At 61.3% G+C, this 15,554-nt stretch carries 13 protein-coding genes; 3 read left to right on the top strand and 10 right to left on the bottom strand.

Annotation, left to right across the window (positions count from 1 at the left end):
* The 9 genes from ACP7D9_RS07910 to ACP7D9_RS07870 all read right to left on the bottom strand — a co-directional run bounded on the left by ACP7D9_RS07910 (position 1) and on the right by ACP7D9_RS07870 (position 10,734).
* A complete protein-coding gene (locus ACP7D9_RS07910) occupies positions 1–564 on the bottom strand; it encodes a DUF2780 domain-containing protein (RefSeq protein WP_426156564.1) in 564 nt (187 codons plus the stop codon).
* 187 nt (positions 565–751) lie between these two features.
* The gene (fdhA, locus tag ACP7D9_RS07905; protein ID WP_101161018.1) at positions 752–1,951 is read right to left on the bottom strand and encodes a formaldehyde dehydrogenase, glutathione-independent; all 1,200 of its coding nucleotides are present in this window, start codon (positions 1,949–1,951) and stop codon (positions 752–754) included.
* 154 nt (positions 1,952–2,105) lie between these two features.
* On the bottom strand, positions 2,106–2,963 hold the full coding sequence (gene purU / locus ACP7D9_RS07900) for a formyltetrahydrofolate deformylase (RefSeq protein WP_039757644.1): 858 nt from the start codon (positions 2,961–2,963) through the stop codon (positions 2,106–2,108).
* Positions 2,964–3,102: 139 nt separating this feature from the next.
* Entirely contained in the window at positions 3,103–3,735 is a 633-nt protein-coding gene (locus tag ACP7D9_RS07895) for a sarcosine oxidase subunit gamma (protein WP_426156562.1), read from the bottom strand.
* 149 nt (positions 3,736–3,884) lie between these two features.
* A complete protein-coding gene (locus ACP7D9_RS07890) occupies positions 3,885–6,902 on the bottom strand; it encodes a sarcosine oxidase subunit alpha (RefSeq protein ID WP_426156561.1) in 3,018 nt (1,005 codons plus the stop codon).
* A complete protein-coding gene (locus ACP7D9_RS07885) occupies positions 6,899–7,228 on the bottom strand; it encodes a sarcosine oxidase subunit delta (protein WP_041476749.1) in 330 nt (109 codons plus the stop codon). Before ACP7D9_RS07885 ends, ACP7D9_RS07890 begins: the two co-directional genes overlap by 4 nt.
* Before the next feature lie 14 nt (positions 7,229–7,242).
* Entirely contained in the window at positions 7,243–8,493 is a 1,251-nt protein-coding gene (locus ACP7D9_RS07880) for a sarcosine oxidase subunit beta (protein WP_003177603.1), read from the bottom strand.
* Between the two features lie 21 nt (positions 8,494–8,514).
* The gene (gene glyA / locus ACP7D9_RS07875; protein WP_024014589.1) at positions 8,515–9,768 is read right to left on the bottom strand and encodes a serine hydroxymethyltransferase; all 1,254 of its coding nucleotides are present in this window, start codon (positions 9,766–9,768) and stop codon (positions 8,515–8,517) included.
* A 255-nt stretch (positions 9,769–10,023) separates the two neighbouring features.
* A complete protein-coding gene (locus ACP7D9_RS07870; RefSeq protein ID WP_426156558.1) occupies positions 10,024–10,734 on the bottom strand; it encodes a TraX family protein in 711 nt (236 codons plus the stop codon).
* A gap of 126 nt (positions 10,735–10,860) precedes the next feature.
* Here ACP7D9_RS07870 and ACP7D9_RS07865 point away from each other — a divergent pair, with 126 nt between their 5' ends.
* Entirely contained in the window at positions 10,861–11,901 is a 1,041-nt protein-coding gene (locus tag ACP7D9_RS07865) for a low specificity L-threonine aldolase (RefSeq protein ID WP_090286977.1), read from the top strand.
* Between the two features lie 311 nt (positions 11,902–12,212).
* Positions 12,213–12,746: an REP-associated tyrosine transposase gene (locus tag ACP7D9_RS07860; RefSeq protein ID WP_426156556.1), complete on the top strand. Its 534-nt coding sequence runs from the start codon at positions 12,213–12,215 to the stop codon at positions 12,744–12,746.
* Between the two features lie 76 nt (positions 12,747–12,822).
* On the opposite strand, the gene gbcB is transcribed toward ACP7D9_RS07860, so the two are convergent.
* Complete coding sequence (gene gbcB / locus ACP7D9_RS07855) at positions 12,823–13,923, bottom strand: glycine-betaine demethylase subunit GbcB (protein WP_426156554.1); 1,101 nt, start codon at positions 13,921–13,923, stop codon at positions 12,823–12,825.
* 296 nt (positions 13,924–14,219) lie between these two features.
* Between gbcB and gbcA the strand changes: the two genes are divergently transcribed.
* Entirely contained in the window at positions 14,220–15,515 is a 1,296-nt protein-coding gene (gbcA, locus tag ACP7D9_RS07850) for a glycine-betaine demethylase subunit GbcA (protein WP_039757637.1), read from the top strand.
* Positions 15,516–15,554 lie beyond the last annotated feature (39 nt).

Raw genomic sequence — 15,554 nt, 5'->3', positions numbered from 1 at the left:
TCAGCTGCCGGTGCCGGTGCCGGTGCCCCAGATGTTGCCCAGGCTGCTCAACAGCGAACCGCCGACGCCCTGCTGACCCAAGTACTGCAACAGCACCGGGGCAAACTGGCCGATCATCCCAGTGTCCATGCCCAGCGCGCTGAACGCGTTGTTGAGGTCGTTGCTGTCTTTGACATTGCCCAACGCATTCTCAAGGCCAGCAGACTTGCCGGACGAACCGAGCAACGCCCCGAGCGCCGCCAGATTGCCGCTGCCACCGGACAACTTGTCGATGCCCGGCACTTCCTTGGCCAGTTGCGAGTAGTCGGTGCTGCTCAATTGATTCTTCGCCAGACCCAGCATCGCGCTGGTGCCGCCAACGGCCTGCTCCGGCGTGACATCCAGCGCACTGAGGGCACTGAGCAAACCGGCGGTTTCCGAGGTCGGCGCAGCCGCCGCGGCCTTGTCACCACCCTGCATGCCCGATACCGCACCGGCCACGTCATTCAGGCTGAAACCGGCAAATACCGGCCCCGCTGCCAGGGTCAGGAGCGATGCCAGGGCAAAACCGCGTGAAATCTTCATTCAGACATCCTCTTGGGGAAAAGCTGCCACCGGGTAACGGCGACGAAACTGGCGCTTTGACCGGGGATCGGGTGGCATGTTCCGGGTTGCAGATCCATTTTCAGCTACGATCCGTCGAGAAAATGTGAAAAGCACGACAATAAAAAACGGCGACCCTCGGGTCGCCGTCTTCTGTTGCGGTAAGACCTTAAGCCGCACTGAACAACTTGTGCGGGTCGATCACAAACTTCTTCGGCACACCGGCATCGAACTCGCCGTAGCCTTCCGGCGCCTGATCGAGGCTGATGACCTGCACGCCGACCACTTCGGCGATGTTGATGCGATCCCACATGATCGCCTGCATCAACTGGCGGTTGTATTTCATCACTGGCGTTTGCCCAGTGTGGAAGCTGTGGGATTTGGCCCAGCCCAGACCGAAGCGAATGCTCAGACTGCCCATTTTCGCGGCGGCGTCGACGGCGCCCGGATCTTCGGTGACGTAAAGGCCGGGGATACCGATCTTGCCGGCCACGCGTACCACGCCCATCAGCGAGTTGAGCACCGTGGCCGGGGCTTCGGCCTTGACGCCGTCGTGGCCGTGGCCGCGTGCTTCGAAACCGACGCAGTCCACCGCGCAGTCGACTTCCGGTTCGCCCAGCAGTGCAGCGATCTGTTCGTGCAGCGGAGTGTCCTTGGACAGGTCGACGATTTCAAAACCCTGGGCTTTGGCGTGAGCCAGGCGGATGGTGTTGACGTCGCCGACGATCACTACCGCCGCGCCGAGCAGACGTGCCGAAGCGGCAGCAGCCAGACCGACCGGACCGGCGCCGGCGATGTACACGGAGCTGCCCGGGCCAACGCCAGCAGTGACGGCGCCGTGGTAACCGGTCGGGAGGATGTCGGAGAGGCAGGTCAGGTCGCGGATTTTCTCCATGGCCTTGTCGCGGTCTGGCAGTTTCAGCAGGTTGAAGTCGGCGTACGGCACCAGCACGTATTCGGCCTGGCCGCCGGTCCAGTCGCCCATGTCGACGTAACCGTAAGCGCCACCGGCACGGGCCGGGTTGACGGTCAGACAGACGCCGGTGTGTTGCTCCTTGCAGGAACGGCAGCGCCCGCAAGCCACGTTGAACGGCACGGAAACCAGATCGCCGATTTTCAGGTTTTCGACGTCAGAGCCCTTTTCGATCACCTCACCGGTGATCTCGTGGCCCAGCACCAGACCGGTCTGCGCCGTGGTCCGGCCGCGCACCATGTGCTGGTCGGAGCCGCAAATGTTGGTGGAAACCACTTTGAGGATGACCCCGTGTTCGATCTTGCGACCGCGCGGATCCTGCATTTTCGGATAGTCGATTTTCTGTACTTCGACCTTGCCAGCGCCGAGATACACCACACCACGATTGCCAGACATGCTTTCACCTCGCTGTTGTTTTTATGGAACTGCGTTGCCCCGGTTGGGCAGCGCGTTGAGTGCTCGGTAAATCAAAAGATCGCAGCCTTCGGCAGCTCCTACATGGATCGCATCCCCCTGTAGGAGCTGCCGAAGGCTGCGATCTTTTGGCGATCTAGAGAACGACGGTTCTGTTGGCGTTCAAAAACACCCGTCTTTCGATGTGATACCCAACCGCCCGCGCCAGCGTCAGGCCTTCGATATCGCGCCCCTTGGCGATCAGATCCTCGGGGTAATGACTGTGATCCACCGCCTCGACGCCCTGAGCAATGATCGGCCCTTCATCCAGATCGTTATTGATGTAATGCGCCGTCGCGCCGACCAGTTTCACGCCTTTGTTGTAAGCCTGGTGATACGGTTTGGCGCCCTTGAAGCCCGGCAGCAGCGAGTGATGAATGTTGATCGCCTTGCCATCGAGCTTGCGGCACAGCTCCGGCGACAGCACCTGCATGTAGCGAGCGAGGATCACCAGTTCGGCACCGGCTTCTTCGATCACCTGCCAGACCTGACGCTCCTGCGCCGGTTTGTCGTTGGGGTCGAGAGGGAAATGGTAGTAGGGAATCTGGTGCCAGTCGGCCAGCGGCTTGAGATCCGGATGGTTGGACACCACCGCCGCCACGTCCATCGACAACTGGCCGATGCGCTGGCGGTAGAGCAAGTCGTTGAGGCAGTGATCAGCCTTGGAGACCATGATCACCACTTTCGGCCGGTAGTTCGGTGCGGTCAGCTCAAACAGCATGCCGAACGCTTGCCCGCGCTCGGCCAGGCCGGCGCGGAAGGATTGCTCGTCGAAGCCGTCCGGCTGGCGGAATTCGACGCGAATGAAGAAGCGCCCCGAGAGGCGGTCATCGAACGAGTGATGCTCGGTGACATAACAGCCCTGCTCGAACAGAAAACGCGTGACCGCGTCCACCGTGCCGAGGACGCTGGGGCAGTCGGCGGTCAGAATCCATGTGTCTGGGGCGCGGCTCATATTTTTTTCTCTGATCGTTCCTGCGCTCTGCGCGGGAATGCCGCCATGGACGCTCTGCGTCCGCTCTTGAGACGCGGAGCGTCCCGGGATGTAATTCCACGCAGACGATTCGACGCCTCGACGTGGGAACGACCATCCATCAAGCCTGAACGCTAAGCCCGTACTCGGCCGAAGCATCCTGCAACCACAACCACCAGTAATCCGAGAAGCTGCGACGGATCAGCAACTCCCAAGTGTCTTCGGCCGTGTGTCGAATCATCAGCTGCGACTTGGCGAACACCGTGCCCACCGCTTTACCGACCGGGAAGTTGTTCGGGTGGACGTCATAGCTGGTGGATTTCATCAGCACCTGGCGCACGTTCGGTCCGCTCAGTTCGAGGATCTGCTGGCCGCCGCTGACGTTCACGACAGCAATGTGCAGATCACCCAGCGCTTCGCGCAGTTTCTGCTCGGCGGCGAATTCTTCGCCGCTTGGCACGATCAGCAGCCACTCGTCCGGGCCCATCCATTGCAGGCTGGTTTCGCCTTTGACGATGACGCTCAGCGCGCCGGGCAATTCAATGCCAAGCGCTTTGTGCACACCGGCCGCGAACGCCGCGTCGTGGCCATCGCCACGAATGGTCAAGTGGCCGAGGAGTTTTTTCTCACGCACGATCACGCCGGCGTTTTTGCGGCCCTTGCCGACCAGGCTGGCGAGGTCGGCATGGTGCAGCGACGACTCGGCACGGGCACCGGTAGTCGGGCGTTGTTGGTAAACATTGGCTGTGGTCATAAAGCACCTTCTGAATTCTGTTGGTTCCGGCCCTTGTGGTGGCGGTACCGCCGCCTTCGCGAGCAAGCCCGCTCCCACATTTGACCGCATTCCCCTGTGGGAGCGGGCTTGCTCGCGAATAGCCGCCCGCCCACCGCTCCCGGGGGCTGTCAGATGTTCTGCCGCTCACCCTTCGGATCGAAGAACACCGAAGAAACGATTTCCGCCTCGATCACGCTGCCATCGGCCAGCGGAGCGAACACCCGCTCGCCCATGCGCTTGAGACCACCCTTGACCACACCCATGGCAAATGAATAACCGAGGGAGTTGTGCGCGTAACTCGAGGTCACGTGGCCGACCATGCTCATCGGGATCGCCTGCTTGGTGTTGAACACCAGTTGCGCACCTTCCGGCAGCCATTTGGTCGGATCGATCGGTTTCAGCCCCACCAGTTGCTTACGCTGATCACGCACGCAATCTTCACGGTTCATGCCGCGCTGGCCGATCCACGAGAACGGTTTGGTGCGACCGACACACCAACCCATGTTCAGGTCGTCCGGGGTCATCGAGCCGTCGGTGTCCTGGCCGACGATGATGAAGCCCTTCTCGGCCCGCAGCACGTGCATGGTTTCGGTGCCGTACGGCGTCAGGTTGTACTGCTTGCCGGCCTCGACGATTTTCTCCAGCACGCCCATCGCGTAATCGGCCTGCACGTTGACTTCGTACGACAGCTCACCGGTGAACGAGATACGGAACACCCGCGCCGGCACATCGCCGACCAGACCTTCTTTCCAGGTCATGAACGGGAACGCTTCGTTGCTCAGATCGATGTCGGTCACGGCGCTGAGCAGCTTGCGGCTGTTCGGCCCCGACAGGGTCATGGTCGCCCAGTGGTCGGTGACCGAGGTGAAGTACACCTTCAGGTCCGGCCATTCAGTCTGGTGGTACAGCTCCAGCCACTGCAATACACGCGCGGCGCCGCCGGTGGTGGTGGTCATGACGAAATGGTTGTCGGCCAGACACGCCGTCACACCGTCGTCGAAGACCATGCCGTCTTCCTTGCACATCAGACCGTAGCGGGCCTTGCCCACGTCGAGCTTGGTCCAGGCGTTGGTGTACACGCGGTTGAGGAATTCGCGGGCATCGGGGCCTTGAATGTCGATCTTGCCGAGGGTCGAGGCATCAAGCAGGCCGACGCTGTCGCGCACGGCTTTGCATTCGCGTTTGACCGCCGCGTGCAGGTCTTCACCGTTTTTCGGGAAGTACCATGGACGCTTCCACTGACCGACGTCTTCGAACTCGGCGCCGTTCTTCACGTGCCAGGCATGCAGGGCGGTGTAGCGCACCGGTTCGAAGATGTGCCCGCAATGCCGACCGGCCACGGCGCCGAAGGTCACCGGCGTGTAGTTCGGACGGAACATGGTGGTGCCCATCTGCGGGATCGTCACGTTCAAGGAACGTGCGGCAATCGCCAGACCGTTGACGTTGCCGAGCTTGCCCTGATCGGTGCCGAAGCCCAGCGCGGTATAGCGTTTGACGTGCTCGACCGACTCGAAACCTTCGCGGGTCGCCAGTTCAATGCCGCCGGCAGTGACGTCGTTCTGGAAGTCGACAAATTGCTTCGGGGCACGCGCCGAATTCTTCTCGTGCGGCACCTGAAACAGCGCCAGGGTCGGCTCTTCAAGACGGCTGAGCGCTTTCGGCAACACGCCTTCAACCGTCTGGAAACCGGCTTCGGCAGCAGCGCGCACGCCACCTTCAAAACCGTCGGCCAGCGAATCGCCAAGCGCGTAAGCGCCATTGACGCCACCGACGCACACGCGCTTCTGCGGTGCTTCGCCCGGTACGAAACCGAGAATGTCTTCACGCCAGACCGGTTTGCCACCGAGGTGCGACGCCAGGTGAACCACCGGGCTGTAACCGCCCGAGCTGGCCACCAGATCGCAATCGAGCCATTCGCCCGGACTGGTCACGGCGTGGGCCTTTACGTCAATCGCGGCGACGCGGGCGGCGGTCACGCGCTTGCTGCCGCGCACTTCGATGACGGCGCTGCCGGTGAGGATGCGAATGCCTTTGGCACGCGCTTCTTCCACCAGCGCACCACGCGGGTTGCTGCGCGCATCGGCGATGGCGACCACTTGCAGACTGGCATCGAGCCAATCCAGAGCGACGCGATAGGCGTGATCGTTGTTGGTCGACAGCACCAGTTTTTTGCCCGGCGCTACGCCATAGCGACGCACGTAAGTCGACACCGCACCAGCGAGCATGTTGCCCGGCACATCGTTGTTGCCATAAACAAGAGGACGCTCATGCGCACCGGTCGCCAGCACCACACGCTTGGCGCGCACGCGGTGGATGCGCTGACGCACCTGGCCGATCGGCGCACGGTCACCGAGGTGATCGGTGAGGCGCTCGTGAATGGTCAGGAAGTTATGGTCGTGGTAACCATTGACCGTGGCGCGCGGCAAGAGCAGCACGTCCGGGGTGTTCTTCAGCTCGGCGAGGACGCTGGCGACCCACTCCATCGCCGGTTTGCCGTCGAGGCTTTCGCGCGAGTCGAGCAGGCTGCCGCCGAACTCTTCCTGCTCATCGGCCAGAATCACCCGGGCACCGCTGCGCGCAGCGGCCAGGGCAGCGGCGAGACCGGCCGGGCCGGCACCGACGATCAGCACGTCGCAGTGCTGGTTCATGTAGTCGTAGGTGTCCGGATCGTTCTCGGTCGGCGAACGGCCGAGGCCGGCAGCCTTGCGGATGTACTTCTCGTAGGTCATCCAGAACGATTGCGGGTACATGAAGGTTTTGTAGTAGAAACCCGGCGGCATCAGCTTGCCGCCGACCTTGCCGAGAATCCCCATCATGTCGTTGTTGACGCTCGGCCAGCCGTTGGTGCTGGTCGCGACCAGACCTTGGTACAACGCCTGTTGCGTGGCGCGCACGTTGGGAATCTGCGTGGCTTCGGTGGCGCCGATCTGCAGCACGGCGTTCGGCTCTTCGGAACCGGCGGCGAAGATGCCGCGAGGACGCGAATACTTGAAGCTGCGGCCGATGATATCGACGCCGTTGGCAATCAGTGCGGCGGCCAGCGAGTCGCCTTCATAGCCTTTGTAGGTCTGGCCGTTGAAGGTGAAGCTCAGCACTTTGTTGCGGTCGATCCGTCCACCGTTGGACAGGCGATTGGTCTGGCTCATACCTTCTCTCCCAGCGCCGTCGTGGCTGTTTTTGCAGCGCCAGCCTTGTCGGTGAATTGCGGCTTCTCGCCGATCTTGTAGCTCTCGAGAATCTCGTAGGTCACGGTATCGCGAGTGACGTTGAAGTACTGGCGGCAACCGGCGACGTGATCCCACAGTTCGTGGTGCAGACCGCGCGGGTTATCGCGGAAGAACATGTAGTCGCCCCACTCTTCATCGGTGCAGGCGTTCGGATCCAGCGGCCGCGGGATGTGCGCCTGACCGGATGCATGGAATTCCTCTTCGGAGCGCAGTTCGCCGCAGTGAGGACAGAAGATGTGCAACATAGGGATTTCTCCTGTTAGTGGGCGACGGCAGCAGCGCCGTGTTCGTCGATCAGTGCGCCGTTGTGGAAACGGTCGATGGAAAACGGTGCGGCCAGCGGGTGCATTTCACCCTTGGCCAGACTCGCGGCAAACACGTTGCCCGAGCCGGGTGTAGCCTTGAAGCCACCGGTGCCCCAACCGCAGTTGAAGAACATGTTCGGTACCGGAGTTTTCGAAATGATCGGGCAGGCGTCCGGGGTGGTGTCGACGATGCCGCCCCACTGGCGGTTCATGCGCACGCGGGACAGCACCGGGAACATCTCGACGATCGCTTGCACGGTGTGCTCGATCACCGGGTACGAACCGCGCTGGCCGTAACCGTTGTAGCCGTCGATACCGGCGCCGATCACCAGGTCGCCCTTGTCGGACTGGCTGATGTAACCGTGCACGGCGTTGGACATGATCACGCTGTCGATAATCGGCTTGATCGGCTCGGACACCAGCGCTTGCAGCGGGTGGGATTCGATCGGCAGACGGAAACCGGCGAGCTTGGCCATGTGCCCGGAGTTACCGGCAGTGACCACGCCGACGCGCTTGGCGCCGATGAAGCCCTTGTTGGTTTCGACGCCGATGCACACGCCGTTTTCCTTGCGGAAACCGATCACTTCGGTCTGCTGGATCAGGTCCACGCCCAAGGCATCGGCGGCACGGGCAAAGCCCCAGGCCACGGCATCGTGACGGGCGACGCCGCCGCGACGCTGCACCGTGGCGCCCATCACTGGGTAACGGGTGTTTTTCGAGCAGTCGAGGTAGGGGATTTCGTCCGCGACTTGCTTCGCGTTGAGCAGTTCACCATCAACGCCGTTGAGGCGGTTGGCGCTGACCCGACGCTCGGAATCACGGATGTCCTGCAGGGTGTGGCACAGGTTGTAGACGCCACGCTGGGAGAACATCACGTTGTAGTTGAGGTCCTGCGACAGGCCTTCCCACAATTTCATCGCGTGTTCGTAAAGGTGCGCCGACTCGTCCCACAGGTAGTTGGAGCGGACGATGGTGGTGTTGCGCGCGGTGTTACCGCCGCCCAGCCAGCCTTTCTCGACCACTGCAACGTTGGTGATGCCGTGTTCCTTCGCCAGGTAATAGGCGGTCGCCAGACCGTGCCCGCCACCGCCGACGATGACCACGTCGTAGACTTTTTTCGGGGTGGGCGTGCGCCACATGCGCTGCCAGTTTTCGTGGTGGCTGAGCGAGTGTTTGAACAGGCCGAAGCCGGAATAGCGTTGCATAGTCATTACTCCAAAACCGACTCAGCGATAAACCGGGAAGTCTGCGCACAGCGCCGAAACCTGTTGCGCGACATTGGCCTCGACATCGGCGTCACCGAGGTTGTCGAGGATGTCGCAGATCCAGCCGGCGAGGGTTTCGCACTGGCTGACCTTGAAGCCGCGCGTGGTCACCGCCGGGGTGCCGATGCGCAGGCCCGAGGTCACGAACGGCGACTGCGGGTCGTTCGGCACGGCGTTCTTGTTCACGGTGATGTGAGCACGGCCCAGCGCAGCGTCGGCGTCTTTGCCGGTCAGGCCCTGACGGATCAGGCTGACCAGGAACAGATGGTTGTCGGTGCCGCCGGAGACGACGTCGTAGCCACGCTTGATGAACACGCTGGCCATCGCCTGAGCGTTGTCGATCACTTGTTGCTGATAGGCCTTGAAACCCGGCTCCAGCGCTTCCTTGAAGCACACCGCCTTACCGGCGATGACGTGCATCAGCGGGCCACCCTGGGCGCCGGGGAACACTGCAGCGTTGAGCTTCTTTTCAATTTCTTCGTTGGACTTGGCCAGGATCAGCCCGCCACGCGGACCGCGCAGGGTTTTGTGGGTGGTGGTGGTGACCACGTCGGCGTACGGCAGCGGGTTCGGGTACAGGCCGGCAGCCACCAGACCGGCGACGTGAGCCATGTCGACGAACAGCAGCGCGCCAACCTTGTCCGCGATCTGACGGAAGCGCGGGAAGTCCAGGGTCTTCGAGTAAGCGGAGAACCCGGCGACGATCATTTTCGGTTTGCACTCAACGGCCAGACGCTCGACTTCGTCGTAGTCGATCAGCCCGGTGTCGGTGTTGATGCCGTACTGCACGGCGTTGTAGAGCTTGCCCGAAGACGACACTTTCGCGCCGTGGGTCAGGTGACCGCCGTGGGCCAGGCTCATGCCGAGAATGGTGTCGCCCGGCTGGATCAGCGCCAGGTACACCGCGCTGTTGGCCGAAGAACCGGAGTGCGGCTGGACGTTGGCGTAATCGGCGCCGAACAGTTGCTTGGCGCGTTCGATCGCCAGCGCTTCGACTTTGTCCACGTGCTCGCAGCCGCCGTAGTAGCGCTTGCCCGGATAGCCTTCGGCGTATTTGTTGGTCAGGCCACTGCCTTGCGCCTGCATGACGCGCTTGCTGGTGTAGTTCTCCGACGCGATCAGCTCGATGTGATCTTCCTGACGTTGCTCCTCGGCATTCATCGCCGCCAGCAGTGCATCGTCGTAACCCTGGATCTGGTCTTGCTTGCTGAACATCGCGTCTCTCCCAGCGGCATCTGTGCGCCATTCGTCTCGGTAAGGCACCGGCAATCGCAGCGGTGCCCTTTGATGCGATGGTATGGCCGGCTTCGAGTGGTCAAATGCCTGCGGGCGCCACGCAAAGGTGCGTTTACGACATGGCTGGAAATGACTGGACAATGCGTTCCCCTGTAGGAGCTGCCGAAGGCTGCGATCTTTTGACTTTGACTTTGAAGATCAAAAGATCGCAGCCTTCGGCAGCTCCTACAGGGGTTATGCGATCAACTGGCGGGCGGCGAGCAGCAGGAGGAAATGCGCCGGATAAAGCGCATACGCCCAGCGCCGCATCGCTGGCGGCTGAAGGTGTCGCAGATGTCGCAACAGGAACATTCCCAGCACTGGCGCAAACAGACACGTCGCCAGACCGAGAATCGCCACGCAGTTGCCGAACCGCGCCGATTCGAGCAACACCTGCCATTGGTTCGCCGCCAGACAGACCAGCCCCGGCAACAGACTGAAATACAACGGCCGCCGAAATATCAGCAGCATCGCCAACGGCAGCAGCACGCCGAAGAAACCGAACATCAGCCGATCTGAAAAAAACGCCCCAGCTACCAGCGCGGCCAATGCGAGCAACCGCGAAATCGATGCCGAATCCTGCCAACCCCGCGCCACCAGCAGCCCCAACGCCAGAGTCGGCATCACGTTCAACGTGTCAGGCTCGGGAATGTACAAGCGGTAAGGAATTTCACTGATGGCACTGAACAGCAACAGCCAGCCCAGATATCGCCACTCCATCTTCCGCGAACCGTCGCGCGCCAGATTCGCCGCCATCGCCAGGCAAAACCATGGAAACGCCAAGCGACCTGGCACAAACAGCCAGTCGACGGAGAAGCCGACATATCGCAGATGATCGAGCAACATGCTCAGCAGCGCCAACCACTTGAGCAGGTCCAGCGCACCGTCGCGTTGGCTCAGGTGCATAATCGGCCCATAAACTGGTAATTTTCCCCACCCGACATTGCATGTGCTCCCCGGAAGATCTTCGGTAAAGTGCGCATCCTCATTGACCACGAGCCTTCACAAGAGTCTCGATTACGGAAGCCGGCCATGACCGACAAGAGCCAACAATTCGCCAGCGACAACTATTCCGGTATCTGCCCTGAAGCCTGGGCAGCCATGGAACAGGCCAACCACGGCCACCAGCGCGCTTACGGCGACGATGAATGGACCGCCCGTGCGGCCGATCATTTCCGCAACCTGTTCGAAACCGACTGCGAGGTGTTCTTCGCCTTCAACGGCACCGCCGCCAACTCGCTGGCCCTGTCGTCGCTGTGCCAGAGTTACCACAGCGTGATCTGCTCGGAAACCGCCCACGTCGAAACCGACGAATGCGGCGCCCCGGAATTTTTTTCCAACGGCTCGAAGCTGCTGATCGCCGGCACCGAAAACGGCAAGATCACCCCGCAATCGATCCGCGAAGTCGCGCTCAAACGCCAGGACATTCACTACCCGAAACCGCGTGTAGTCACCCTGACCCAGGCCACCGAAGTCGGCAGCGTCTACACCCCGGAAGAAGTCCGCGCCATCAGCGCCACCTGCAAGGAGCTGGGCCTGCACCTGCACATGGACGGCGCGCGTTTTTCCAACGCCTGCGCATTCCTCGGTTGCTCACCCGCCGATCTGACCTGGAAGGCGGGCGTCGATGTGCTGTGCTTCGGCGGCACCAAAAACGGCATGGCGGTGGGCGAGGCGATCCTGTTCTTCAACCACAAACTGGCCGAAGACTTCGATTACCGCTGCAAACAGGCCGGGCAACTGGCGTCGAAAATGCGCTTTCTCTCGGCGCCATGGGTCGGCATTCTGGAAAACGGCGCCTGGCTCAAATACGCCCGCCACGCCAACCACTGCGCGCAACTGCTGGCGGAACTGGTCAGCGACATTCCCGGCGTCGAACTGATGTTCCCGGTCCAGGCCAACGGCGTGTTCCTGCAACTGTCGGAGCCGGCCATTGCCGCGCTGACTGCGAAGAACTGGCGTTTCTACACCTTCATCGGCAAGGGCGGCGCACGGTTCATGTGCTCATGGGACACCGAAGAAGAACGCGTGCGCGAACTGGCGCGCGACATTCGCGAAGTCATGTCGGCCTGATTCCTCTCCAGGGACGCATTCCCATGCTCAGCGAGGGAATGCATCCCGGGACGCTCCGCGTTCCAGCACCACCATTATCGACACGGTCAAGACCGCTATGACGCAGAGCGTCAGTGGCTGCATTCCCACGCAGAGCGTGGGAATGATCTTTGGAGCGGAATGACTTTTCCCACCGTGATACCAGAAGCCTCTTCTAGCACAATCATTTCGCCCGCCTCATCCTGATCGTTCCCACGCTCCGCGTGGGAACGCCTCCCGGGACGCTCCGCGTTCCATCTCCGTCGCACCGCAAGATTCAAGGATCGAATCCCATGGGCCGCAGCCGCTATACGATTACCGAAACCGACAAGCCGCATTTCCTCACTTGCACAGTTATGGAGTGGTTGCCGTTATTCATTCGTCCATACATCGTTGAGCACCTGCTCAACTGCTGGCGTTATCAACAGACCCACCATGACTTGAAACTGTACGGCTACGTGATTCTGGAAAACCACCTGCACTTCGTCGCCCACGCACCCGATCTGGGCAAATGCCTCAGTCAGTTCAAATCATTCACCGCGCGACAGATCATCAACGACTTGCAAACCAAAGGCGCCGACAAAGCCTTGCAGCGTCTGCGCTTCAGCAAGCGTGCGCACAAACATGACCGGGTGTATCAGCTGTGGCAGGAAGGCGCGCACGCGGAGATGGTCTACAGCGAATCAGTGATGCGTCAGAAGCTTGAATACATCCACAACAATCCGGTGAAACGCGGGTATGTGGATCTACCGGAGCATTGGCGTTACTCGAGTGCCAGGGACTACGCGGGAATCGAGGGTATGATCGAGGTTCAGCGCTGGTATTGAAAGGGAACGCGGAGCGTCCCGGGCGGCATTCCCACGCAGAGCGTGGGAACGATCAGCTAGCCAAGTTCAAGCCTGTTTAAAACTCAATCCGCACATCCCCCTTCGGCACGCTGCAGCACGACAGGATGAACCCCTCGGCCTCGTCTTCCTCGGTAATCCCGCCGTTGTGTTCCATCTCCACTTCGCCGCCCAGTTTCATCACCTTGCATGTTCCGCAAATGCCCATGCCGCAGGCTTTGGGGATCATCAGGCCGAGTTTGGCGGCGGCTGCGTGCACGGTTTCGCCCGGGCCGACACGGATGCTCTTGCCAGAAGCGGTGAATTCGACCTGGTGCAGATCCGCCGCGTCGATTTCCGGCGCATCGGCGGCTTGCTCGGCCTGCTCCACCGCGTCGGCACGCGCCTCGGGTGGCGTGGCGCCGAAAGATTCTTCGTGATAGCGCGACATGTCGTAGCCGGCCGCTTCCAGCAAGCGCTTGACTGCGGTCATGTACGGCGTCGGGCCGCAGCAGAACACTTCGCGTTCGAGGAAATCCGGCACCATCAGTTCGAGCATCTTGTGATTCAGATAACCGCGATAACCGGCCCATGGCTCACCGAGGCCGTGCTTCTCACAGATCAGGTGCAGGCTGAAGTTGTCGATCCGCGACGCCATGTGCTCGAGCTCGCGGTGGTAAATGATGTCTTTCGGCGAGCGCGCGCTGTGCACGAAGGTCATGTCGACGTTGGCGTTGGTGTCGTAGAACCAGCGCGCCATCGACATGCACGGGGTGATGCCGACGCCGCCGCTCAAATACAGAACCTTCGGGCTCGGAAAGTCGATCGCGTTGAACAGCCCGACCGGGCCGTGCACCGCCAGCTCCTGACCTTCATGCAGGGTGTCGTGCAACCAGTTCGAGACCTTGCCGCCCGGCACGCGTTTGATTGTCACAGAGAAGCTGTACGGCACCGACGGCGAGCTGGAAATCGTGTACGAGCGCATGATCGGCTGGCCTTCGATTTCCAGCTCCAGGGTGACGAACTGCCCCGGCTTGAAGAAGAACAGGATCGGCTGGTCGGCCATAAAGCAGAAGGTGCGCACATCCCAGGTTTCCTGGATGACTTTGACGCAACGGACAATGTGTCGGCCATTGGCCCAGGTCTGGGTGGTGACCGGATTCAGGAAGCTGTTGGACATGCTGTTCTCCACGGCCGACTGTCGGCCTCTTGTCGGCGATTCTGCGTATAGCGCAGACCGTGCGTTTACCTATCCGCGACATTGACATACTTATCGCGACCAGCCCTTGAACACCGGGGCTTGCGCGTCGGGAACAGATTGCACCATGTCGCCCATGGATAAGGTTCGGGGCAGCGCCGGCCCCACACTCGCCCCAACACAAGACGATTTCTTTACACCTTGCGTAGCAACCGTTTTGCAGCACACCTGATCAGCCACTTTCGCCGGCCACGCAGAGGGCCATGAGGATTACATCGATGGACGTCACCGCAAAAATCAGCCTGGGCGATCCGCTGGAACCCGCACGCAAGGCCACCGCACAAATGCTCCAGGAACGCGAGCGGACCTTTTCCCTGCCGCAGCCGTTCTACAGCGACGAGCGCCTGTTCGATATCGACATGCAGGAGATCTTTCAGAAAGAGTGGTTGATCGCCGGCATGACCTGCGAAATCCCGGCCAAGGGCAACTACCTGACTTTGCAGATCGGCAAGAACCCGATCATCGTCATTCGCGGCGCCGAAGGTGTGGTGCATGCCTTCCACAACGTCTGCCGCCACCGTGGCTCGCGCCTGTGCACCAGTGAAAAAGGCAAGGTCGCGAAACTGGTCTGCCACTACCACCAGTGGACGTATGAACTGGACGGGCGCCTGCTGTTCGCCGGCACCGAGATGGGCGCCGACTTCGACATGAAGCAGTACGGCCTCAAACCGGTGAACGTGAAAACCGCCGGTGGCTACATCTTCATCAGCCTGGCGGAAAACCCGCCGGCCATCGATGATTTCCTGTCGACGCTCAACCACTACATGGAACCGTACGACATGGAGAACACCAAGGTGGCGATCACCACCACCTTGATGGAAAAGGCCAACTGGAAACTGGTGCTGGAAAACAACCGCGAGTGCTACCACTGCAACGCGTCGCACCCGGAGCTGCTGAAGACCCTGCTGGAGTGGGACGACGTCACCGACCCGCGCGCCGATCAGGCGTTCAAGGATCACGTCGCCGCCTCCGCTGCGGCTTGGGAAGCCGAGAAGATTCCGTACGCCCACGCCAGCTTCGGCCTGCGCAACCGCATCGTGCGCATGCCGCTGCTCAAAGGCACCGTGTCGATGACCCTCGATGGCAAGCAGGGCTGCGCCAAATTGATGGGCCGGATCAAGAACCCGGATCTGGGCTCGATGCGCATCCTGCACCTGCCGCATTCGTGGAACCACTGCATGGGCGACCACATCATCGTCTTCACCGTGTGGCCGATCAGCGCCCAGGAAACCATGGTTACCACCAAGTGGCTGGTGCACAAAGACGCGGTGGAAGGTGTCGATTACGACGTTGAGCGCATGCGTCAGGTGTGGGACGCGACCAACGATCAGGACCGGCGTCTGGCTGAAGAAAACCAGCGCGGGATCAACTCCACGGCCTACCAGCCAGGGCCTTACTCGAAGACTTACGAGTTTGGCGTGGTCAACTTCGTCGATTGGTACAGCGAGCGGATGCTGAACAACCTCGGGGCCGAGCCTGCGCCTTATCTCAAAGGCGTACCGGTTCAGGGCTGATCAAGAGCAAAAGATCGCAGCCTTCGGCAGCTCCTACAG

It is taken from the genome of Pseudomonas sp. TSRC2-2 (assembly GCF_049897785.1).
In the GTDB taxonomy this organism is placed as follows: Bacteria; Pseudomonadota; Gammaproteobacteria; order Pseudomonadales; family Pseudomonadaceae; genus Aquipseudomonas.
Note: the sequence above shows the minus strand (reverse complement) of the source record. Positions and strands in the feature narration are given on the sequence as shown.

Bases quoted from the DNA above. Each gene is read 5' to 3' on its own strand.
- ACP7D9_RS07880 (WP_003177603.1), bottom strand. From the start codon at position 8,493: ATGCAACGCTATTCCGGCTTCGGCCTGTTCAAACACTCGCTCAGCCAC.
- ACP7D9_RS07895 (WP_426156562.1), bottom strand. From the start codon at position 3,735: ATGACCACAGCCAATGTTTACCAACAACGCCCGACTACCGGTGCCCGT.
- ACP7D9_RS07860 (WP_426156556.1), top strand. From the start codon at position 12,213: ATGGGCCGCAGCCGCTATACGATTACCGAAACCGACAAGCCGCATTTC.
- glyA (WP_024014589.1), bottom strand. From the start codon at position 9,768: ATGTTCAGCAAGCAAGACCAGATCCAGGGTTACGACGATGCACTGCTG.
- gbcA (WP_039757637.1), top strand. From the start codon at position 14,220: ATGGACGTCACCGCAAAAATCAGCCTGGGCGATCCGCTGGAACCCGCA.
- ACP7D9_RS07870 (WP_426156558.1), bottom strand. From the start codon at position 10,734: ATGCACCTGAGCCAACGCGACGGTGCGCTGGACCTGCTCAAGTGGTTG.
- ACP7D9_RS07910 (WP_426156564.1), bottom strand. From the start codon at position 564: ATGAAGATTTCACGCGGTTTTGCCCTGGCATCGCTCCTGACCCTGGCA.
- purU (WP_039757644.1), bottom strand. From the start codon at position 2,963: ATGAGCCGCGCCCCAGACACATGGATTCTGACCGCCGACTGCCCCAGC.
- gbcB (WP_426156554.1), bottom strand. From the start codon at position 13,923: ATGTCCAACAGCTTCCTGAATCCGGTCACCACCCAGACCTGGGCCAAT.
- ACP7D9_RS07865 (WP_090286977.1), top strand. From the start codon at position 10,861: ATGACCGACAAGAGCCAACAATTCGCCAGCGACAACTATTCCGGTATC.
- ACP7D9_RS07890 (WP_426156561.1), bottom strand. From the start codon at position 6,902: ATGAGCCAGACCAATCGCCTGTCCAACGGTGGACGGATCGACCGCAAC.
- ACP7D9_RS07885 (WP_041476749.1), bottom strand. From the start codon at position 7,228: ATGTTGCACATCTTCTGTCCTCACTGCGGCGAACTGCGCTCCGAAGAG.
- fdhA (WP_101161018.1), bottom strand. From the start codon at position 1,951: ATGTCTGGCAATCGTGGTGTGGTGTATCTCGGCGCTGGCAAGGTCGAA.